The organism is Alcanivorax limicola, from assembly GCF_019931215.1.
Lineage (GTDB): Bacteria > Pseudomonadota > Gammaproteobacteria > Pseudomonadales > Alcanivoracaceae > Isoalcanivorax > Isoalcanivorax limicola.
This window is the reverse complement of the sequence record NZ_JAIOUB010000001.1, coordinates 626,679-646,308: the sequence shown is the minus strand read 5'-3', so window position 1 is coordinate 646,308 and position 19,630 is coordinate 626,679. Positions and strand designations below refer to the sequence as shown.

The 19,630-nt window shown below is 61.8% G+C and carries 19 protein-coding genes; 12 read left to right on the top strand and 7 right to left on the bottom strand.

Annotated features, from left to right (window positions below):
• The first annotated feature begins 39 nt into the window (after positions 1–39).
• Genes K8B33_RS02845 through murB form a run of 7 tightly spaced genes read left to right on the top strand, consistent with a single transcriptional unit; the run spans position 40 to position 6,300 of the window.
• On the top strand, positions 40–759 hold the full coding sequence (locus K8B33_RS02845; RefSeq protein ID WP_223423063.1) for a MotA/TolQ/ExbB proton channel family protein: 720 nt from the start codon (positions 40–42) through the stop codon (positions 757–759).
• Positions 756–1,181: an ExbD/TolR family protein gene (locus tag K8B33_RS02840; protein WP_223423061.1), complete on the top strand. Its 426-nt coding sequence runs from the start codon at positions 756–758 to the stop codon at positions 1,179–1,181. Before K8B33_RS02845 ends, K8B33_RS02840 begins: the two co-directional genes overlap by 4 nt.
• Positions 1,178–2,956, top strand: coding sequence for a lipid A export permease/ATP-binding protein MsbA (gene msbA / locus K8B33_RS02835; protein ID WP_223423058.1), 1,779 nt, complete (start codon positions 1,178–1,180; stop codon positions 2,954–2,956). Before K8B33_RS02840 ends, msbA begins: the two co-directional genes overlap by 4 nt.
• 2 nt (positions 2,957–2,958) lie before the next feature.
• The gene (gene lpxK / locus K8B33_RS02830; RefSeq protein ID WP_223423056.1) at positions 2,959–3,978 is read left to right on the top strand and encodes a tetraacyldisaccharide 4'-kinase; all 1,020 of its coding nucleotides are present in this window, start codon (positions 2,959–2,961) and stop codon (positions 3,976–3,978) included.
• Positions 3,975–4,772: a 3-deoxy-manno-octulosonate cytidylyltransferase gene (kdsB, locus tag K8B33_RS02825; RefSeq protein WP_223423054.1), complete on the top strand. Its 798-nt coding sequence runs from the start codon at positions 3,975–3,977 to the stop codon at positions 4,770–4,772. Before lpxK ends, kdsB begins: the two co-directional genes overlap by 4 nt.
• Positions 4,769–5,245, top strand: coding sequence for a low molecular weight protein-tyrosine-phosphatase (locus K8B33_RS02820; protein ID WP_223423052.1), 477 nt, complete (start codon positions 4,769–4,771; stop codon positions 5,243–5,245). The genes kdsB and K8B33_RS02820 overlap by 4 nt, the downstream gene beginning before the upstream one ends.
• On the top strand, positions 5,245–6,300 hold the full coding sequence (gene murB / locus K8B33_RS02815; protein WP_223423050.1) for a UDP-N-acetylmuramate dehydrogenase: 1,056 nt from the start codon (positions 5,245–5,247) through the stop codon (positions 6,298–6,300). Before K8B33_RS02820 ends, murB begins: the two co-directional genes overlap by 1 nt.
• A gap of 30 nt (positions 6,301–6,330) precedes the next feature.
• Here murB and K8B33_RS02810 read toward each other — a convergent pair whose 3' ends face one another.
• Both K8B33_RS02810 and K8B33_RS02805 read right to left on the bottom strand, forming a co-directional pair.
• Complete coding sequence (locus K8B33_RS02810; RefSeq protein ID WP_223423048.1) at positions 6,331–6,909, bottom strand: outer membrane beta-barrel protein; 579 nt, start codon at positions 6,907–6,909, stop codon at positions 6,331–6,333.
• Between the two features lie 74 nt (positions 6,910–6,983).
• Positions 6,984–7,916, bottom strand: coding sequence for a DMT family transporter (locus K8B33_RS02805; RefSeq protein WP_223423046.1), 933 nt, complete (start codon positions 7,914–7,916; stop codon positions 6,984–6,986).
• Positions 7,917–8,073: 157 nt separating this feature from the next.
• On the opposite strand from K8B33_RS02805, the gene K8B33_RS02800 reads away from it, so the two are divergent.
• Positions 8,074–9,270: an FAD-dependent oxidoreductase gene (locus tag K8B33_RS02800; protein WP_223423043.1), complete on the top strand. Its 1,197-nt coding sequence runs from the start codon at positions 8,074–8,076 to the stop codon at positions 9,268–9,270.
• A gap of 18 nt (positions 9,271–9,288) precedes the next feature.
• On the opposite strand, the gene K8B33_RS02795 is transcribed toward K8B33_RS02800, so the two are convergent.
• On the bottom strand, positions 9,289–9,819 hold the full coding sequence (locus tag K8B33_RS02795) for an isochorismatase family protein (RefSeq protein ID WP_223423041.1): 531 nt from the start codon (positions 9,817–9,819) through the stop codon (positions 9,289–9,291).
• A gap of 267 nt (positions 9,820–10,086) precedes the next feature.
• Between K8B33_RS02795 and K8B33_RS02790 the strand changes: the two genes are divergently transcribed.
• Both K8B33_RS02790 and K8B33_RS02785 read left to right on the top strand, forming a co-directional pair.
• Complete coding sequence (locus K8B33_RS02790) at positions 10,087–10,455, top strand: toxin-antitoxin system TumE family protein (RefSeq protein WP_223423039.1); 369 nt, start codon at positions 10,087–10,089, stop codon at positions 10,453–10,455.
• Positions 10,456–10,476: 21 nt separating this feature from the next.
• Entirely contained in the window at positions 10,477–10,827 is a 351-nt protein-coding gene (locus K8B33_RS02785; protein WP_223423037.1) for an HVO_A0114 family putative DNA-binding protein, read from the top strand.
• 71 nt (positions 10,828–10,898) lie between these two features.
• Here K8B33_RS02785 and acnB read toward each other — a convergent pair whose 3' ends face one another.
• Together acnB and K8B33_RS02775 are read right to left on the bottom strand one after the other, a co-directional pair.
• Complete coding sequence (acnB, locus tag K8B33_RS02780; RefSeq protein WP_223423035.1) at positions 10,899–13,505, bottom strand: bifunctional aconitate hydratase 2/2-methylisocitrate dehydratase; 2,607 nt, start codon at positions 13,503–13,505, stop codon at positions 10,899–10,901.
• A gap of 134 nt (positions 13,506–13,639) precedes the next feature.
• Positions 13,640–14,554, bottom strand: a complete 915-nt coding sequence (locus K8B33_RS02775) for a lysophospholipid acyltransferase family protein (RefSeq protein ID WP_223423033.1) — start codon at positions 14,552–14,554, stop codon at positions 13,640–13,642.
• Between the two features lie 202 nt (positions 14,555–14,756).
• Here K8B33_RS02775 and miaE point away from each other — a divergent pair, with 202 nt between their 5' ends.
• A complete protein-coding gene (gene miaE, locus K8B33_RS02770) occupies positions 14,757–15,386 on the top strand; it encodes a tRNA-(ms[2]io[6]A)-hydroxylase (protein WP_223423030.1) in 630 nt (209 codons plus the stop codon).
• Between the two features lie 202 nt (positions 15,387–15,588).
• Positions 15,589–18,144, top strand: coding sequence for a hypothetical protein (locus tag K8B33_RS02765; RefSeq protein WP_223423028.1), 2,556 nt, complete (start codon positions 15,589–15,591; stop codon positions 18,142–18,144).
• A gap of 113 nt (positions 18,145–18,257) precedes the next feature.
• Here K8B33_RS02765 and K8B33_RS02760 read toward each other — a convergent pair whose 3' ends face one another.
• Positions 18,258–18,989, bottom strand: a complete 732-nt coding sequence (locus K8B33_RS02760; RefSeq protein ID WP_223423026.1) for a UDP-2,3-diacylglucosamine diphosphatase — start codon at positions 18,987–18,989, stop codon at positions 18,258–18,260.
• On the bottom strand, positions 18,986–19,603 hold the full coding sequence (locus tag K8B33_RS02755; RefSeq protein ID WP_223423024.1) for a peptidylprolyl isomerase: 618 nt from the start codon (positions 19,601–19,603) through the stop codon (positions 18,986–18,988). Before K8B33_RS02755 ends, K8B33_RS02760 begins: the two co-directional genes overlap by 4 nt.
• Between the last annotated feature and the right edge of the window lie 27 nt (positions 19,604–19,630).

The following is a 19,630-nucleotide window of genomic DNA, read 5'->3' as shown; positions in this document are numbered from 1 at the left end:
GCGATACGCTGTTAATTTAGATCCATGAAGGGGAATGCCGTGCAGGAAATCGTACTTTCCGGGGGCTGGATGATGCTTCCGATTCTTGTATGTTCAGGCGTGGCGCTGGCCATTGTGGTGGAGCGCTTCTGGACCCTGCGCCCGGCACGGCTGGCGCCGCCTGAGTTGTCATCCCAGGTGCGCGGCAGCTGGCAGAAAGGCAAGGTAGACCGGCAGTATCTCGCTGCCCTGCGTGAGACCTCCGCGCTGGGCCGCGTGCTGGCCGCCGGGCTGGCCAGTGGTGATGCCGAGCGCGACATCATGAAAGAACGCATTGAGGAAGCCGCCTCTCAGGAAATCCATGATATGGAGCGCTTCCTGAATACCCTGGGCACCATTGCTGCCATCACGCCCCTGTTGGGTCTGTTGGGTACCGTGATCGGTATGATTGACGTGTTTTCCGCCATCATGATTCATGGCACCGGCGATGCCGCGCGGCTGGCTGGCGGTATTTCTCAAGCGCTGATTACGACGGCCGCTGGCCTGACCGTGGCGATTCCGGCAATTTTCTTTCACCGCTTCTTTGTGCGCCGGGTTGATGAAATTACCATCGGCATGGAGCAGGCCGCAGTGCAGTTGCTGGATTGGGTGCATGGTGAGGGCAGTGCCAGCCCCGGCGCACCGCAAGATGCACCCCGCGCCGCCGCGTCGCCGCGTCGCCGTGCTGCCAAAGCGCGCACACCGAAGTCTGACGTGGCGCAGGACGGAGCGGCATCGTGAAGTTTCGTCGTCAACGCACCGATGATGTGGCGGTGAATCTGACACCGCTGATCGACGTGGTGTTTCTGCTGCTGATCTTTTTCATGGTGTCCACCACCTTCACGCGGGAGACACGCCTGTCAATCACGCTGCCGGAAGCCACCGGCATGCCCCAGGTAGAAATGCCGGAGCGGGTCGATGTGATCATTGGTGCTGGCGGCGAGTACCGTATCAACGGCGAGCAACTGGTGCGCAATGACACCGACACACTGCGTTCGGTGCTGCTGCGTTTGTCGCCGGACGCCGCGGAGACGCCAGTGATGATTACCGCCGATGCCAACGCGACCCACCAATCGGTGGTGCGGGTCATGGATGTCGCGGGTCAGTTGGGTTTCGTCAATATCAGTATCACCACCCGTGAACCGGGCGGGGAGTCGCAATGAAGGCATGGAAAGGTAACCCCGGGCAGGCACCGGTCTCTCCCGTTGCGCCAGACAGCAACTGGGTCGTCTACAAACGCTTGCTGGGTTACACCCGCCGTCACTGGTTGATGATGGCGGCCAGTATTTTCGGCTATATCATCTATTCCTCGATGCAGCCGGTGATCGCCGAAATGATGCGCATCATTGCGGAGACAATCGAGAACCCCACTCCTTTTATGGTGCTGGTGATATGCCTGGCGCCTTTCACTATCTCCTTCATTCAGGGGATTGGCCATTTTATTGGCAACTACTCCATTACCTGGGTGGGGCAACGCATTGTGTACGACATGCGCAATGAAACCTTTCAGCATGTGTTGCGCCTGCCTACCCGGGAATATCAGCAGAATGCCTCCGGGCGCATCATGTCCAAGGTTATTTATGATGCACAGCAGGTGACGGCTGCGGGCACGGATGCCGTGACGGTCATCTTCCGCGAAGGGTTTACGGTGCTTGGCCTGCTGATCTATCTGTTCTACCGCAATTGGCAGTTGACCCTGATTCTGTTTACCGTCGGGCCGATTATTGGCCTGGTGGTCGGTTACATGAGTCGCCGTTTCCGTATGATCAGCCGCCGTTTGCAAGCCAGCATGGGGAATATTACCCAGTTTCTCGGTGAGGCGATTGAGGGCAATCAGGCGGTCAAGATTTTTTCCGGTCAAGAGCTGGAGGAGCAGCGCTTCGAGAAAGTCAGCCGCAACTTCCGCCAGCAGAATGTGAAGATGGAGATCAGCAAGATCGCTGGCACAGTGGCGGTGCAGCTGGTGATTTCCATTGGTGTCGGCATCATCACTTATTTGTATATTCGTATCATGGGCACCGATATCTCCCTGGGGGAGTTCCTGGCCTTTATCGCCGCAGTGGGTCTGATCCAGAAACCGATCAAGAAACTCACGGAAGTGAACGTCAAGATTCAACGTGGCGTCACCGGTGCGGCGTCCGTATTCGAACTGATGGACCGGCCGGCAGAACCGGACACAGGAAAACAGCCGCTCGGGCGCGCTCGGGGAGATATCGAGTTTCGCAATGTGTCGTTTGGCTACAACCCGAACACCCCGGTGGTAAAGAACCTGTCGTTTACCGTGCGCGCCGGGCAAACCGTGGCACTGGTCGGGCGCTCCGGCGCCGGCAAGAGCACCATCGCCACATTGCTGCCCCGGTTCTACGACCCTGAAGAAGGCATGATCCTGCTGGATGGCATACCGCTGCCTGAATATCAGCTGCAAAGTCTGCGGCATCAGATCGCAATGGTGACCCAGAAAGTTGTGCTGTTTAATGACAATATCCGCAACAACATCGCCTACGGCGAATTACGCGGCACGCCGGACGACGACATCATCAGTGCAGCCAAAGACGCCTACGCCTGGGAATTCATTGAGCGCATGTCGGCAGGTCTGGACACCGAGGTGGGGCAGGATGGTACACAGCTCTCTGGCGGCCAGCGGCAGCGCCTGGCCATTGCCCGGGCCCTGCTCAAGGACGCGCCCATTCTGATTCTGGATGAGGCCACGTCTGCGCTCGATAACGAGTCTGAGCACTTTATCCAGCTGGCGCTTGATCGTGTCATGAAAGGGCGCACGACGCTGGTGATTGCGCATCGCCTGTCGACCATCGAAAACGCAGACCGCATTCTGGTGCTGGATGAGGGCGAGTTGATTGAAAGCGGCAACCACCAGGAGCTGCTGGCCAAAGGCGGCGTTTACGCCCAGATGCATCAGATGAATTTCGAGGAAATCTGAGTATGGCCGGCGGCAGGTTTTCAGCCGCGTTAACCCGTGCCTGGTATGCCGGCAGCCCGTGGCTGTTGCCGCTGGCGCCATTGGGGCGATTGACCGCCTCGGTGGCCGGGCGACGACTGCAGCGCTTTCGCGCACGGGCAGAAAAGCCCCCGGTGCCGGTGCTGGTCGTCGGCAACATTACCGTTGGCGGCACCGGCAAAACCCCCCTTGTGATTGCCTTGTGTCGCGAAGCCAGCGCCCGGGGCCTGAATCCGGTGGTGATTTCCCGTGGCTACGGCGCGTGCCCACCGTCGTTGCCCTGGCGGGTGACGCCGGATCAGCGTCCCGCAGAAGCCGGCGACGAGCCCCTGATGGTGGCGGCCGCCACGGGCGTCCCGGTGATCATTGATCCGCAACGCCGCCGCGCGCTGGACGCCGCATTGGCGTTGTCGCCGGATCTGGTGATCAGCGACGATGGCCTGCAGCATTACGCTTTGCCGCGCACTGCGGAAATCGTGGTGATTGATGCGGCCCGTGGTCTGGGTAATGGCCGTTGCCTGCCCGCCGGGCCGTTGCGGGAGCCTGCACTGCGGCTGCAACACAGCAACTGGGTGGTATGCAATGGCGCGCCAGGTGCCGGCAGCAACCTGCCAGCGGGCATCGCGGAGCAGGGCATCACCATGACGCTGACGCCGGGCCTGCTGACCAATGCCGTGAGCGATGAGCAACTGTCCCCGGCGGCATTTCTGGCCCGCTATCCAGCGGTCAACGCGGTAGCCGGCATCGGTAACCCGGCGCGTTTTTTCCACACACTGGACACCTTTGGGCTCACCGTGACCGGCCATGCCTTCGCCGATCATCATGCCTATACGCCGGATGACCTGGCGCTGCCCGGCGAGGCGCCCATCGTGATGACAGAAAAGGATCTGGTAAAATGCCAGGCCTTCGTCACTGACCGGGTCTGGGTGCTCCCCGTGACGGCGGCATTGCCGCCCGGTTTTTTTGATGAGGTCTTTACACTGCTGTTTCAGGATCAGACATGACGCAATTCAAGGTGGTGATTCCCGCTCGCTATGCCGCCAGTCGTTTGCCGGGCAAACCGCTGGCAGACATCGGCGGTAAACCGATGGTGGTGCGCGTTTATGAGCGTTGCCTGGAAAGCGCCGCAGCAGATGTGTGGGTGGCCACCGATGATGCACGGGTTGCTGATGCCGTGCGTGATCATGGCGGACAGGTGTTGATGACGCGTGGTGACCATCCTTCGGGCACGGACCGCTTGCAGGAAGTGGCCGCGCAACTGCAACTGGCGGACCGGGATATTCTGGTTAACGTGCAAGGCGACGAACCGATGATTCCGCCCGCCGTGATCAATCAGGTGGCAGACAATCTGGCGGCCAATCCCACTGCGGGCATCGCCACCTTGTGCGAACCGATCACTCATCGCAGCGATGTGTTCAGCCCCGATATTGTCAAAGTCGTTTTCGACATCGATGGCCGTGCGCTGTATTTCAGCCGCGCACCGATGCCATGGCACCGCGATACCTTTGCCGCCGCAAGCGACCCGAATACGGCACTGCCGCCGGGAAACTGGTGGCGCCATATCGGCATTTACGGTTACCGCGTCAGCCTGCTGAATCAGTACGTGACCTGGCAACCGGCACCGCCGGAGCTGGCGGAGTCGCTGGAGCAATTGCGCGCCATGTATCACGGCGTGGCCATTCATGTGGCACCGGCCTGTGCCGCCGTGCCCGGCGGCGTGGACACCGAAGCTGACTTGTTGCGTATGCGCGCGTTGATCGCGTCCGCCCCCAACACGTCTCAGGAGCAACGCGGATGAGCCTGTCTGTCCTGTTTGTGTGCCTTGGCAATATCTGTCGCTCACCCACCGCCGAGGGTGTTTTTCGTGAGCGTGTGCAGGCGGCGGGCCTGGAAGATGTCATACAGATCGACAGCGCCGGCACCGGCGACTGGCATCTGGGCAAAGCACCGGACCAGCGTATGACCCGTGCTGCCGCAAAGCGCGGCTATGACCTGTCGCCGCTGCGCGCGCGCTTGGTCACACCCGCTGACATGCAGCAATTCGATTATGTGCTGGCCATGGATCATGCCAATTTGCGTGACCTGCAAGCCATGCTGGAAGGCACCCCGCGCGGCCATCTGGGGCTGTTCCTCGACTTCCATCCGCAGCGCCCCCTGGCTGAAGTGCCTGATCCGTACTATGGCGGTGAAGCTGGCTTCGAGCAGGTGCTGGATCTGGTGGAAAGCGCCTGTGACGGACTGCTGGCAGCGGTCAGGGAGCAGATCAGTTGATGCCACTGCAGGCCGACTGTTCCCTGGCGCAGATGAATACACTGGGTCTGCCCGCGCAGGCCCAATGGCTGGCGCAGCCGGACAACGAGGCAGCGCTGCAAGCCCTGCTACGCGACCCGGCCTGGGCCGCGTTGCCACGCACCGTGATCGGCGACGGCAGCAACCTGGTGCTGGCCGGGGACATTCCCGGGTTGGTGATTCGACCCGCGCTGCAGGGCAGGGCAGTGGTGTCCGAGGATTCGGAGCACGTGCTGGTGGAAGTCGGCGCTGGCGAGCACTGGGACAGCTTTGTGGCCTGGACGCTGGCGCAGGGCTGGCAGGGCCTTGAGAACCTGTCACTGATCCCCGGCGCCTGCGGTGCCGCACCTTTTCAGAATATCGGCGCCTACGGCGTTGAGCTCAGCGATGTGCTGGATGCTGTCGATGCCTTGTCACTGCGGGATGGCACAGCGCGCACTTTCACTCGCGATGAATGCGGCTTCGCCTACCGCGACAGCCGCTTCAAATCCGCCGAGCGCGGCCAGTGGGTCATCACGCGCCTGCGCGTGCGGCTGAACCGCACGCCGCGCCTGCAACTGACCTACGCGGATCTGGCAGCCCGCTTTGCTGATTTGCCGCAGGCGCAGCAGACGCCCGACGGCCTGCGCACGCTGATCTGCAACATCCGCCGCGCCAAACTGCCTGATCCGGTCACGCTGCCCAATGCGGGCAGCTTCTTCAAGAACCCGACCGTGAGCGCCGATGAACACGCCGCTCTGCAACAACGCTTCCCTGACCTGGTGGCGTTTCCGCAAGCGGATGGCCGGGTCAAGCTGGCCGCAGGCTGGCTGATCGAACAGGCGGGCTGGAAAGGCCGTCGTGTCGGCGACCTGGGGATGCATGCGCAACAGGCGCTGGTGCTGGTGAACCACGGTGCCGCCGAGGGCAGGGCGACAGTGACTGGCGCCCAGGTTCTGGCCTTTGCCGCCCAGGTGCGCGACAGCGTGCAGGCGCGCTTCGGCGTCACTCTGGAGCAGGAACCTGTGATCCTGCCAGCGCCGACCTCAGACCACTGAGCTCACACCACTGAGCCCTCATCACGGACTTCAGAAAGCCGTGCGCAACCCCAGCGCCAGCGAATGAATGCGGCTCCGGCCGCCATCCGTATAACGCACATACTCCATATTCAGCGCCACCGCTTCACTTAGCATGAAGTCCGCACCGCCACCGAATGACAGGCCATGCAGATCTTCGCGGCGGCGTTCGCGCACGCTGCCGATCAACAATGGTTGGTCACGGGTAATGCGTTGTTGGGTATGCGTGTGGCCGCCCAGCAAATAGGGGCGGCCCATGCCCTGATTCACCGGTATTGACAGTTTGACAAAGGCGGCGGCCAGCCACTCGGTCTGCACCTTTTCGCGCACCCCGTTGCGGCTACGTCGATCAGATGAGATGCCGGTGCCAAGGCGGCCTTCAAGCCCCAGAAACTCGTTGAACTCGATGCCGGTGCGGACATGCACGGCGTAAGGCCGCAGGTCCTTGGTGTCGTTGGGCAACTCATAGCGCAGCGCCGCGGCGTTGATACCCAGATAGGGCTCGATGGCCTGCGCGGGCAGGCTCGACAGCAGCCCGAACAGGGCAAACGGCAGGGTGAATACAAGACGGCGGGACAGGTGATCAAGCATGGCTGCGTACTCCTCGCGATGCACATATCTCTACGATACCGCAGCGTGAAGCAACGCTCTGTGAGCAGAATGTTTCAGAGCCAGGTCTTGAGCAGCTTGCGCACCGCGCCCCAGCGATTCACCAGCAGCGCCGTGAAGATCAGCGCACAGCCGCCCAGTTGCTGCAGGCTCATGGTTTCCCCGAACCACGCCGCCGCGAACAGCGCCACCCAGATCGGTTCGATCACCAGAATCACCACGCCGTGGCTGTGATTGGACAGACTCTGCGCCCAGGTCTGCACAAAGAACCGCGCCGCCGTACCGATGACCGCACTGGCGACCACCCAGCCCGCCAGCTCGAGACTGACGCGCTCGAAGGTGGGTGCCCAAGGCTCCAGCACCAGGGACAGCGCGCCGGTAAAGACCCCCACCGTCAGCAGCACCATGGCGGTTAGCGCAAGCACCGGCACTTTTTCCCGCTGCTGCACCGCGCCATCGCGGGTGGTCAGCGTCTGGGTATTGGCCGCCTGCGTGTTCATGCTGAAGTAGAGCGCAAAGATCGCCGCCGCCAGCACGAAATACAGCTGCCCGGCCTCCGGCCGGAAGCCGTGCTCCAGCGACAGCAGGGCCAGCCCGGCGACGGCCACCGGCAAGGCCAGCCAGGTGCTGGACGGGGGCGTTTCCCGGAATACCAGCGTGCCGATCACCGGCACCAGCACCACCGCCAGACTGGTCAGAAAGGCCCCTTCGCCCACATGCGTGCCGCGATGCAGCCCGGTCACCCAGAAGCTCATGGCGATACCGAATACCAGGCCCACCATCACCGCACGCTTGCACTGATCCAGCGTCAGCCGCCGCATCATGCGCCAGCCCACCAGCGCCAGCAGGGCGCCCGCCATCAAGAAGCGGATGCCCATGAACAGCAGCGGTGGCATCTGCATCACCGCTTCCTTGGAGAATATCCAGCTGACGGCGGCCAGCAACGTGACCAGGACCATCAGCAGGTCGGCCTTGGTGGTATTCGACATGAATCAGCTCGCGGGCAAGTAAACAGCGCACAGCAAAAACAGCGGCTGCACAAAGGCGGCAGTATAGCATCCGCATTGCACGTCCGTACTGGCATCCTGTGACACCACCGATTAAAGTCGTCAACGATTCACGCAGGGGCGGGACCTCGGGGGCAGCATGCAACGGCAACACATTGCGATCATCGGTGCGGGCACCGCCGGCCTGGCGACGGCCATTTTTCTGGCCCGGCAAGGACACCACATCACCCTGATCGAACAGGCCCCGGCCTTGACACCCGTCGGCGCCGGCATCCTGTTACAGCCCGCCGGCCTGGTCGTCCTCGACCTGCTCGGCCTGCGCGACAAGGCCCTGCACTATGGCGCCCGCGTCGACGCCCTGGTCGGCGACACCCTGAGCGGCCGCACCATCATGCACACCCGCTATGCTGACCTCGGGCTGCCAGACAGTTCCCATGGCGTCGGCATCCACCGCGCCAGCCTCTGCCATATCCTTGATCAGGCCCTGGCGCCCCTGCCACACAAACGCCTGATGCACACCCGCGTCGACAGCGTGGCCGAACAGGGCAGGGGCGTCCGCCTGACCCTGAGCCGTGACGGCGCCACCGACACACTCGAGGCCGATGCCGTGCTGATCGCCAACGGCAGCAACAGCCAACTGCGCCCACCCGCCCTGGTGCGCTACGACCGCCAATACCCCTGGGGCGCCCTGTGGACCATGCAACCGTGCTCCGAGGCGAGCACGGCCCTGCGCCAACGCTACGACGGCTGCCACACCATGGCCGGTATCCTGCCTACCGGCATCACCCCGGCCCGGCCCGATACCCCGCTGGTCAGCGTTTTCTGGAGCCTGCCGGTGGCAGACATGCCCGCCTGGCGTGACGGCCGCATCGACCTGAACACCTGGCGCGTCGGCGCCGAGCGCACCTGGCCCGATCTGGCCCCGCTACTGGCGCCCCTGCGCAGCAGCCGCGAACTGATCCCCGCCACCTACCGTGACGTAATCATGCGCCGCTGGGCCCAGGGCCGCATCGGCGTCATCGGCGACGCCGCCCACGCCATGAGCCCGCAACTGGGGCAGGGCGCCAACATGGCCCTCGCCGATGCCCTGGCACTGGCCCAGGCCCTCAGCAACGCCACCGCCTGGCCCGACGCCTGGGCCACCTACCACCGCCTGCGCACCGGCCCGATCCGCTTCTACCAACGCATGAGCCGCGGCCTGACCCCCGTATTCCAGTCACACAGCCGCAGCCTGGCCGCCGCACGGGATATGGCCTTTCCCCTGATGTATGCGGTGCCTTGGCTGAGAAAACAGATGGCATTGACTGTGGCGGGATTGAAGACAGGATTGCTCTGAAAGCTGGTCTTTTTTAATTTACTTCAACAACCCCTGCACCGCCTTGAACTGCGGATGCAGGCTGTCGTGCAACCACTCGAACAACACCATTTCCGTGGTCACGATATCTGCACCCGCCTGCCGCAACCGCGCCAACGCCAGTTCCCGATCCGCCGCAAATCGCGAGCCACAGGCGTCCGCCACAACCCGCACCCGATAACCCGCCTCCAGCAGATTCATGGCTGTCTGCAACAGACACACATGCGTCTCGCACCCGGCCAGCACCAGTTCGTGCCGCCCCTGCGCCAACACCGTCTCGATCTCCCGCGCCGCCGTGCCGAACGTTGTCTTGAGCAGCGTCTGATCACACAGCCCCGCGATCTCCGCCACGTTATGCCCGATCTTCTCCGGGCGCTGCTCGGTGCCGATGACCGGCACCCCCAGCAATTGTGCTGCCTTGCCCAGCCGTACCGCACGTGTCAGTACCTCCGCAGTATTGGCGATGGCAGGCATCAGGCGCCCCTGGTAGTCGATCAGTATCAGCGTGCTGGTTTCGGCGTTGGCGAGCATGGGAGGGGGCCTTGTAGTGAGTAGTGAGCAAACTGTAGCAGCACAAGGCGCACCATGCGCTGCGACAAACGTATGGGTCTGCCGAATATGGTCGCTGCTGTTCGCTCCCGGTGCGCTTCGCTATCGCTCAGCACACCCTACGTCTGGGCTGCATATTGACCGTATTGGGGTGCCGTGATGTGATCCGGTGGCAGAAGGGGCGGCACGGCCATAGGAGGGTGGTGCTGCCATGGATGGCCTTGTTTATCATCAGGTGATATAGTGAGCATGGATCGCGATACGGGTATGGATACCCTGCTTGACCTTCATGGGTCTATTTTCGATCAGGGTAAAGGGTATTGGATAAAGATTGACGCGTGGCGGGTGAGTGTCAGCAAGGAAATGCCGCACGGCATTCGATATTCGCTGACGCTGCATGAGCCTTATGGCAAACGTATCCTGGGGTATGACAATGCGCATGCGGTGAAGCCGCCCCGCAGAACCGGATACGCGGGCCGAATATGCGCCTATGACCACAGGCATCGTCATGCGTCGGACAAGGGCGTGCCTTATGCGTTCAAGGATGCACAACAGCTGCTGATCGACTTCTTTGATGAAGTGGATCGCGTGTTGTTAAAGGTGAAGAGCCAAGGGTGAAGTGTCAGAGGTGAAATAATCATGCGTACGCTGGTGATTGGTATCATGCCGCAGGAGCAGATTCGAAGCCGCGCGCTGGCGATTGCGCGTGGCGAGTACAAGCCCAAAGCGGGCGAGCCCAAGATATGGTTTACTTCCATGAAATCGCTGGCCGAAGTGCTCAGCGACGATAATCGTGCACTGCTGCGCGTGATGACGGAAACCAATCCTGAATCCATCTCGGCGCTGGCCGCTGCCACCGGACGTGCGCCGGGCAACTTGTCCCGCACGCTTAAAACCATGTCGAACTATGGCATCGTGGATTTGAAGCGAGAAAGAAATCAGGTGCGTCCCGTCGCAAAGGCGACAGCGTTTCGCATTATTGCGGCTTGATAAAAACAAAGCCCGCTTTCGCGGGCCTTGTTTTATTGCCGAGTTTTATTGCCGATAAGCAATCTTTCTGATCAGCTGGCCTGCGCCACCGGAATCTTCACTCCGTCAGCCACCTTCTGGTACTCGGCGATCTGATCGAAGTTCAGGTAACGGTAGATTTCCGCAGACATGGAATCGATGGTGTTGGCGTACACCATGTATTCCTCTGTCGTGGGCAGCTTGCCGATGACCGCAGCGACTGAAGCCAGCTCAGCGGAGGCCAGATACACATTGGCGCCCTGACCGAGTCGGTTCGGGAAGTTACGGGTAGATGTGGACACCACAGTGCTGTTCGGTGCGACACGGGCCTGGTTGCCCATGCACAGGGAGCAGCCCGGCATTTCGGTACGTGCGCCAGCACGGCCGTAGATGTTGTAGTAGCCCTCGTCGGACAGCTGGTGCTGGTCCATTTTGGTCGGCGGGGCAATCCACAGGCGCGTGGTCAGCGAGCCGCTGGGGATTTGCTCCAGCAGTTTGCCAGCGGCGCGGAAGTGGCCGATGTTGGTCATGCAGGAGCCGATGAACACTTCATCGATCTTGTCGCCGGCGACGTCGGACAGGGTCTTGGCATCGTCCGGGTCGTTCGGGCAGCACAGGATCGGCTCTTTGATCTGGTCCATGTCGATCTCGATCACCTGGGCGTACTCGGCGTCTTTGTCGGCGCGCATCAGGGTCGGGTTGGCCAGCCAGTCGTTCATCTTGTTGATGCGGCGCTCGATGGTGCGGGCGTCGCCGTAACCGTTGGCAATCATCCACTTCAGCAGCGTGATGTTGGACTTCAGGTACTCGGTCACGCTGTCTTCGGACAGGGTGATGGTGCAACCGGCGGCGGACCGTTCGGCGGAGGCATCAGAGAGTTCGAATGCCTGTTCCACGGTCAGGTCTTCCAGGCCTTCGATTTCGAGAATGCGGCCGTTGAAGACGTTCTTCTTGCCTTTCTTCTCGACGGTCAGCAGGCCTTCCTTGATCGCTTGCAGCGGGATCGCGTGTACCAGGTCACGCAGGGTGATGCCCGGCTGACGCTTGCCCTTGAAGCGCACGACTACGGATTCCGGCATGTCCAGCGGCATGACGCCGGTGGCGGCGGCAAAGGCCACCAGGCCGGAGCCGGCGGGGAAGGAGATGCCCAGCGGGAAGCGGGTGTGGGAATCACCACCGGTGCCGACGGTGTCAGGCAGCAGCATGCGGTTCAGCCAGCTGTGGATGATGCCGTCGCCCGGGCGCAGGGACACGCCGCCACGGTTCATGATGAAGTCGGGCAGGGTGTGGTGGGTTTCCACGTCGACCGGCTTCGGGTAAGCGGCGGTATGGCAGAAGGACTGCATGGTCAGGTCGGCCTGGAAGCCCAGGCAGGCCAGATCTTTCAGCTCGTCGCGGGTCATCGGGCCGGTGGTGTCCTGGGAGCCGACGGTGGACATCTTCGGTTCGCAGTACATGCCCGGGCGCACGCCCGGCAGGCCGCAGGCCTTTCCGACCATTTTCTGGGCCAGGGTGAAGCCTTTGCCGGTGTCGACGGGCTGTTGCGGTTTCTTGAACAGGTCGGTTTCCGGCAGGCCGAGGGATTCCCGTGCCTTGCTGGTCAGGCCGCGACCGATGATCAGGTTGATCCGGCCGCCGGCGCGGACTTCATCCAGAATTACCGGGGATTTCAGTTCAAAGGTGCTGAGTACGTCGTCGGTGCCGCTTTTGGTGATCTTGCCCTCGTAGGGGAAGATGTCGACCACGTCGCCCATGTTCAGGTTGTTGACGTCAGCCTCAAAGGGCAGGGCGCCGGAATCTTCCATGGTGTTGAAGAAGATCGGGGCAATCTTGGTGCCGATGCAGACGCCGCCAGCGCGCTTGTTGGGCACGAACGGCATGTCGTCGCCGAAGTGCCACAGCACGGAGTTGGTGGCGGATTTACGCGAGGAGCCGGTGCCGACAACATCGCCGACGTAGGCCACGGCGTGGCCCTGGGCCTTGAGCGCTTCCATCTGCTTGAGCGGGCCGATATCACCGGGCTTGTCCGGGGTGATGCCGTCACGTTCGTTCTTGAGCATGGCGTTGGCGTGAACCGGGATGTCCGGGCGGCTCCAGGCGTCCTGGGCGGGGGACAGGTCATCGGTATTGGTTTCGCCGGTCACCTTGAAGACGGCGACGGTGATTTTCTCGGCCACAGCCGGTTTGCTGGTGAACCATTCGCCGTCAGCCCAGGACTGCAGCACGCTTTTGGCGTGCGCATTGCCGTCTTTGGCTTTTTCTTCCACGTCGTGGAAGGCGTCGAATACGAGCAGGGTGTGCTTGAGTGCTTCGGCGGCGATTTCTGCGGTTTCCGCGTCATCCAGCTGGTCGATCAGCGGCTGGACGTTGTAGCCGCCCTGCATGGTGCCGAGCAGGCGGGTGGCGTGTTTGCGGTCGATCAGCGGGGAGCTGGCTTCGCCTTTGGCGACGGCAGCCAGAAAGGCGGCCTTCACATAAGCGGCCTGGTCAACACCGGGCGGAACACGGTTGGTGAGCAGGTCCAGAATGAATTCTTCCTCGCCCTTGGGCGGGTTTTTCAGCAGTTCCACCAGAGCAGCAACCTGCTGTTCGTTCAATGGTTTAGCTGGCACGCCTTCGGCAGCGCGCTCTTCCACATGTTTGCGATAGGCTTCAAGCACAGCGCATCCCTCGTCTCGTCTTGGTTTGGATTTCTTTTGGAAATCAAACGCTTGGGGTGTATTTGGGGTATATGTGAGGTGTGTTACGGCGCGCGGATTATAGCCTTTCTCTGCTCTGATCGAAAGGGGCGCTTTTATTTATAGGGATTGCGGTGCACGCCATCGCTGCGCCGGAAGCGCTTGTAGCTCCACAGGTACTGAGCGGGGGCTTCGCGGACCAGTGACTCCACCGAGCGGTTGAGCCCCTGTAGCGCCTGATCGATATCCTCGTCGTAGATGGCCGGGTCAGGGTCGCGGAAGCGGATCTCGAAGCCGCGCGTGCCGGGCAGGCGAAATGCGCAGGCCATGAACACGCGGGCGCCGGTCTGCTGGATCAATTTGCTGCTCAGGGTGCCGGTGTAGGCGGTGTGGCCAAAGAACGGGGCAAAACGGCCGCTGCCTTTGTCTGCCACCTGATCGGGCAGGATGGCAGTGAGGACGGGCTCCCGTTTCAGCACGCGGACCAGGCCCACCACGCCGCGGGCCGTGGCCGGGTACATGGTGGTGCCGAAATGCTCGCGCCCGCGTTTTACCAGCGCATCTACCTCGTCCAGCCCCGAGGGCTTGAACATGGCGTGCAGGGAAAAGTGGTTGCTGAGCCAGAAGTTGAGCACTTCCCAGCAGCCCAGATGGGGCACCAGGATAATGGCCGGGCGCTTGTCCTCCAGCGTCTCCCGCAACGCCTGATCGCCTTCGACGGCGCGCACCAGTGGCAGTGCCTTGTCTGGCTGTTGCCACAGGAAGGCAATCTCGGCGCTGGCCTTGCCGGACTCGATCATGGCAGCACGGGCCAGTTTTGCCTGGGCCGCCGGCGCCAGTTCGGGAAAACACAGGCCGATGTTGATGCGTGAGATCGTCAGCGCCTCGCTGGGCAGCCACGCGCCGAGCCAGCCGAGCAGGGTGCCCAGCGCCCGGTTGAGTGACAAGGGCAGGGAGCCCACCAGCCGCAGGGCGAGCAGGGCCAGCCTGCCTTTAAGTCGTTGCCTGCGAGGTGAGCGGGATTTTGCCATGCCGTATCTCTGCTGTGAGCGGTGCTGTCGGACGCGTGACTGCCGGGGAGCAGCTTATGGGGTCGGCATTATAGAAGTGACCGGGCGGTTGCGCATAGGGCGCCGGCCGCCCCGTGCGGTGCCCGGCAGGTTTTCAGACGCTACTCAGACGCTACTGAGACGGTATACTGCCCGGCCCCTGTCACGCTGGACCCTGCCTGTTATGCACGACATCTCTGCCGTTCGCGATTTTCTGCCTTGCCCGACACCGCCGGCCTGGCTGGACTGGGCGGACCAGCACCCCGATATCCTGCTGATCGATCACGCCCATTGCGAGAAGAAAGCGGCGGCGACCGCGGTGAACATGATGTTTCGCTATATGAACCGGCCGGAACTGCTGGATGCGCTGAGTCGGCTGGCCCGGGAAGAACTGCTGCATTTCGAGCAGGTGCTGGCGATGCTGCGGCGGCGCGGAGTGAATTATCGCGCGCTGTCCTCGTCCCGCTATGCCCAGGGACTGCGCCAGCATGCGCGCACCAGCGAGCCCGGGCGGTTGGTGGATCTGCTGATCATCGGCGCCCTGATCGAGGCCCGCTCCTGTGAGCGCTTCGCCGCGCTGGCGCCGCGGGTGGATGAGGAGTTGGGGCGCTACTACTACTTTCTGCTGAAGAGTGAATCCCGGCATTTCGAGGATTACCTGCATCTGGCTACGCTTTATGCAGAGGAGGATATCGCCCCCCGCGTTGCCGTCTTCCGCGATCTGGAGGCTGATCTGGTGACCCTGCCAGACCGGGAATTCCGCTTCCATTCCGGGCCGCCGGGTGAAGAGTTTGCCCGTCAATCCGCAGGCTGAGGCGTTGCCCGGCGTGGCGGGGCCTTCACAGTGGTGGCCTGTGCTGTGCCTGCCTCGGGGTGACTTCGCAGTCGAACATCTTTACTTGTTAGCAATGGAACGCTGGGCTATTCTCGGGTAAGTAGTGCGTCTACAACTTTATTACGACTGCTCGACTCGAAGAAAAACAGGACAACAACACGATACTCCCGGGAGAGTACCAATGAGAAAGATGACCAAGGCCATGCTGCCTGTGTTGCCACTAGCCCTTGTGCTGGCCGGCTGCGGTAGCGATTCCAAGGTGACGTTCGAGCCACCACAAGCCCCAGCGCCGGTGGCGTTGTTCAGTCCGGGGTCCGGTAACGCTGCCCGCGTCCCGTTCCCCATGGATCTGTTCTTCAGCGGCACCGTGGACGGGTCGATCAATATTCCTGGCAAGCCCAATAGCGGCGCGGCAACAACACCACCCGCTGCGGCGCTGGCCGATCCTCAGACCGCACTCAACACCATGGATGGCTTTGGCACGACCGCATCCATGGTGGTGCGTTTTTCCACACCGGTAACCCAGGCATCACTGGCCGCCGGTTTGCATGTTTATGAAGGCGGCACTGTTGATCCTGCCACCAAGACCGTGGTGGCTATCGATCGCAAGCTGCGCTTCGGTGTGGATTACTTTGCGTTCCCGCTGCAGACCAACGTGTTCGTCGTGCCTTTGCGGCCTCTTGCTCCCTCAAGCACCTATCTGATTACGCTGACGGATGATCTGGCCTCTGCTGCCGGGCCGGTCGGTGCGGATCAGGAATACCAACTCGCGAAATTGCCGCTGCCGTTGACCGCCGATGATCCCGATAATGGTCCCTGTGTCTCGTCTGACCCATCGACCTGCATCGTCAACCCGGCGCTTGCAGGGTTTGGCATCACGCTGACCTTGCCTCAGGCGCTGCAGCTCGAGCCGCTGCGTCAGCAGGTCAATGCGCATGAGTCTGCGATAGAAAACTTTGCTGTTGCGCCCGATCAGGTTGCTGTTGATCCGGAGAACATCATCCTGAGCTACGGCGTTTCGACACAGGATGTGGGTTCTGCATTGATGGCCGCAAAAGCACAGGTGACTGACGCTGCCCTGACCGTGCTGAATCCGCTCAGCCAGTGGCAGGCCAACCCGCAACTGGGCATTGTGTCTCCTGGCGTCAACGGGGTACCGGATAACAGCAACGATCATGCGGCTCATATCTATCTGGCAACGCTGGAAGATACCGTGCAGTTTATTGATCCGGCAAACCCGAACACCACGATCTGGGAAGCGGACACGGCAAGCTGGGTACCGATTCCTGCCTGTAATGCCCTGACCCCGTCGACCAACCTGCTGCCCTGTAACCAGTTCACAGCAGCACCGAAAGCGGCATCGCATTCCATTCCGGCGATTATTTCTGCGCCGCGTCCCGATGCGTTCGAGCCTGGCGGTGTGAATGTGCCCGGTTACGGTACGATTGATTGCTCTGCGCAGGCGTCTGCATTGCCGGTCGTGATCTACCAGCACGGTATCACTTCCAACCGTGCCTCACTGATGGCGCTGGCTGATTCACTGGCACGCGCCTGTGTTGTGGCGGTAGGTATTGATCTGCCCAAGCACGGCATTGTGCCGAACGATCCGACCTTCGGCGCGCTGTTTACCGCCAACGTCGGCTTCGGTGGTGCTCCCGAGCGTCTGGTCCCCGGTGAGGCGGCAGGCGGCTGTCAGGCTGGCGAAGCGGTGGCAACGCCGACTGGCGGGACGGTTTGTCCTTCCGGTGATGGCTTCATCAACCTGACGAACCTGGCAAACTCACGCGACGGCCTGCGTCAGGGCGTCGTGGATCTGCATGCACTCTACTCTGCGATCAGTGAGGGCTTTGCGGCGGGTACCATTCTGCCAGCAGGTGCTGACGTTGATCTGGATAACATCAGCTTCGCGGGTGTCTCGCTCGGCGGCATCGTCGGTGTACCCTTCGTGGCCCTGGAAGACGAAATCGAAACCGCAGTCATCAATGTGTCTGGTGGTGGTGTTGCGAAGATTCTGGATGGTTCGGCCACATTCGAGCCGCAGATTCGCGCAGGCCTGCAAGCGGCTGCCGGTATTGCCAAGCCGTCTGGCGATTATGAAGGCTTCATGATCATTGCCCAGACGCTGGTGGATAACACAGATCCGATCAACTACACCGCGCAAATGGATGGCCGCAATATCCTGATGCAGTCGGTGGTCGGTGCCGGTGATTTCCTGGCCTGCGATTTGACTCCGGGTGCGAGCCCGAACGGGTGTCCTGATCTGGTAGTGCCCAACAATGCCTACGGCAGTGCGCTGGGTGGTGCATGGGGTGCTGTTTCCCAGCTCGGACAGATCGGTTGGTTGCCGGGTCAGAACGTTCTGACGCAGCCGGTGGGGCTGGCAGGGACTGATCCTCTGGCACAGGGTACTGCCTTCCTGGCACTGTCTGGCGTGCCGCTGCTTGGCGATCCACTGAGTCAGGCCGGCGGTCAGTTGGGCCCGATGGGCGTCAATGCATTCTACGGTCTGAGCTTGCCGCAGGCGCCCTCCGAGGGCACCACGGGCAATGCGATTGTGCGCTTTGCTTCAGGGGATCATGGCTCCCTGCTACGTCCGACACCTGATGCACGGGTCACCGGTGTCATGCAGCAACAGCTGGCGACCTTCATCGCTTCTGGTGGTGCACTGGTAGCGGGTAGCGGCAACAGCGCGCCGGGCACGCCTGCCGCTGATCATGCGGACGATGTCGTGCGCTAAGGCAACATGCTCCACAAAAAACCGCCGTTCATACGGCGGTTTTTTTTATGTCTTGCTGTCAGAGATTAGCTGAAGGGAATCGATTGGGGGTGATCAACAGTGATCAGGAGCGATCAGGCCAGAGGAAAGGCTTCCAGTGCCATGCCTTGCTCGCTGTCGGCGACGATCCACCAGCCTGTGTCTCCCCAGTCGCCCAGCACCCAGCGCTTGCCTGTGCCGTCGGGCAACGACACGTCGTGTACAGCCGGGCGATGGGTGTGGCCATGAATCAGGTCCATCACGCCTGCGTCTTGCATTTCCCGCACCACTTCTTCCGGCGTGACATCCATGATGTTGCTGGCCTTGTTGGCATTCTCATGGGCGCTTTTCATGCGAATCATCTGCGCAATCATGCGCCGCTCAGCAAGAGGTTTGGACAGCATGTCTGCCTGCCAGGCCGGATCACGGGTCTGCTTGCGAAAGGCCATGTATTTCTCGTCGGCGGTACACAGGCTGTCGCCATGCATCAGCAGCACCGGGCGGCCATACAGATTGATGACGGTGCCGTCGTCGAGCAGGGTGCCGCCGCACTGATCTGCAAAGGTGGTGCCGAGCAGGAAGTCGCGATTGCCATGCATGAACCAGAGTGCGCTGCCGCTGTCGCTGAACTGGCGAAAGGCCGCAATGGCGCGAAGATGAAACGGGTTGTCGTCATCGTCGCCGATCCAGGTTTCGAACAGATCGCCGAGCACATAAAGCGCGTCGCATTTGCCCGCGTGCTCTGCCAGCAGTGCTTCCAGGGCGTCCAGGTGTTGTGGGCGCCCCTCATCCAGATGCAGGTCGGAAATGAATAACGTATAGCTCATGGGGCGTCCGTCAGGCGGCGGGCGCTCTTGATGATGACGCGTTCTTTCGGCACGTTGGGCGCAGGTCTGCCGCCCAGCATGGCGCCACCTGTGGGGACGGCACTGATCTCGTCCACGACCTCTTCCATGCCTTCAATCACTTCACCAAACACGGTGTAACCCCAGCCGGCCGGTGTCTTGTTCCGGTGATCCAGACTGGTGTTATTCACGGTGTTGATGAAGAACTGGCTGGTGGCTGAGTGCGGGTCGCCAGTGCGGGCGTAGGCGACGGTGCCACGACTGTTGCGCAGGCCGTTGTCGGCCTCATTGCGGATCGGTTCAGCGGTTTCCTTGCTGGCGTGCACCGAGGTAAAGCCACCGCCCTGAATCATGAACCCGGGGATGACCCGGTGAAACACCGTATCGTCATACCACTGGTGATCCACGTACTGGAGAAAGTTGGCCACAGACAGGGGCGCCTTGTCCGGGAACAGGGCAATGACGATCGTGCCTTTGCTGGTTTCCAGGACGACCCGGGGACGTTCAGGGTCGGCGGCAGTGTCGCTTTGTGTGGCCGGGCCGGCACCGGCTGCCAGAGGCAGCAGGGCAGCCAGGATGATCAGCAGTCGGTGCATGGCAGGTGTCCTCAGGGCTCGCAGGGT

Coding starts and splice junctions, on each gene's coding strand:
- lpxK (WP_223423056.1), top strand. CDS start 2,959: ATGGCCGGCGGCAGGTTTTCAGCCGCGTTAACCCGTGCCTGGTATGCC.
- K8B33_RS02790 (WP_223423039.1), top strand. CDS start 10,087: ATGGATCGCGATACGGGTATGGATACCCTGCTTGACCTTCATGGGTCT.
- miaE (WP_223423030.1), top strand. CDS start 14,757: ATGCACGACATCTCTGCCGTTCGCGATTTTCTGCCTTGCCCGACACCG.
- murB (WP_223423050.1), top strand. CDS start 5,245: ATGCCACTGCAGGCCGACTGTTCCCTGGCGCAGATGAATACACTGGGT.
- K8B33_RS02785 (WP_223423037.1), top strand. CDS start 10,477: ATGCGTACGCTGGTGATTGGTATCATGCCGCAGGAGCAGATTCGAAGC.
- K8B33_RS02760 (WP_223423026.1), bottom strand. CDS start 18,989: ATGAGCTATACGTTATTCATTTCCGACCTGCATCTGGATGAGGGGCGC.
- kdsB (WP_223423054.1), top strand. CDS start 3,975: ATGACGCAATTCAAGGTGGTGATTCCCGCTCGCTATGCCGCCAGTCGT.
- K8B33_RS02820 (WP_223423052.1), top strand. CDS start 4,769: ATGAGCCTGTCTGTCCTGTTTGTGTGCCTTGGCAATATCTGTCGCTCA.
- msbA (WP_223423058.1), top strand. CDS start 1,178: ATGAAGGCATGGAAAGGTAACCCCGGGCAGGCACCGGTCTCTCCCGTT.
- K8B33_RS02795 (WP_223423041.1), bottom strand. CDS start 9,819: ATGCTCGCCAACGCCGAAACCAGCACGCTGATACTGATCGACTACCAG.
- K8B33_RS02800 (WP_223423043.1), top strand. CDS start 8,074: ATGCAACGGCAACACATTGCGATCATCGGTGCGGGCACCGCCGGCCTG.
- K8B33_RS02805 (WP_223423046.1), bottom strand. CDS start 7,916: ATGTCGAATACCACCAAGGCCGACCTGCTGATGGTCCTGGTCACGTTG.
- K8B33_RS02765 (WP_223423028.1), top strand. CDS start 15,589: ATGAGAAAGATGACCAAGGCCATGCTGCCTGTGTTGCCACTAGCCCTT.
- K8B33_RS02810 (WP_223423048.1), bottom strand. CDS start 6,909: ATGCTTGATCACCTGTCCCGCCGTCTTGTATTCACCCTGCCGTTTGCC.
- K8B33_RS02775 (WP_223423033.1), bottom strand. CDS start 14,554: ATGGCAAAATCCCGCTCACCTCGCAGGCAACGACTTAAAGGCAGGCTG.
- K8B33_RS02755 (WP_223423024.1), bottom strand. CDS start 19,603: ATGCACCGACTGCTGATCATCCTGGCTGCCCTGCTGCCTCTGGCAGCC.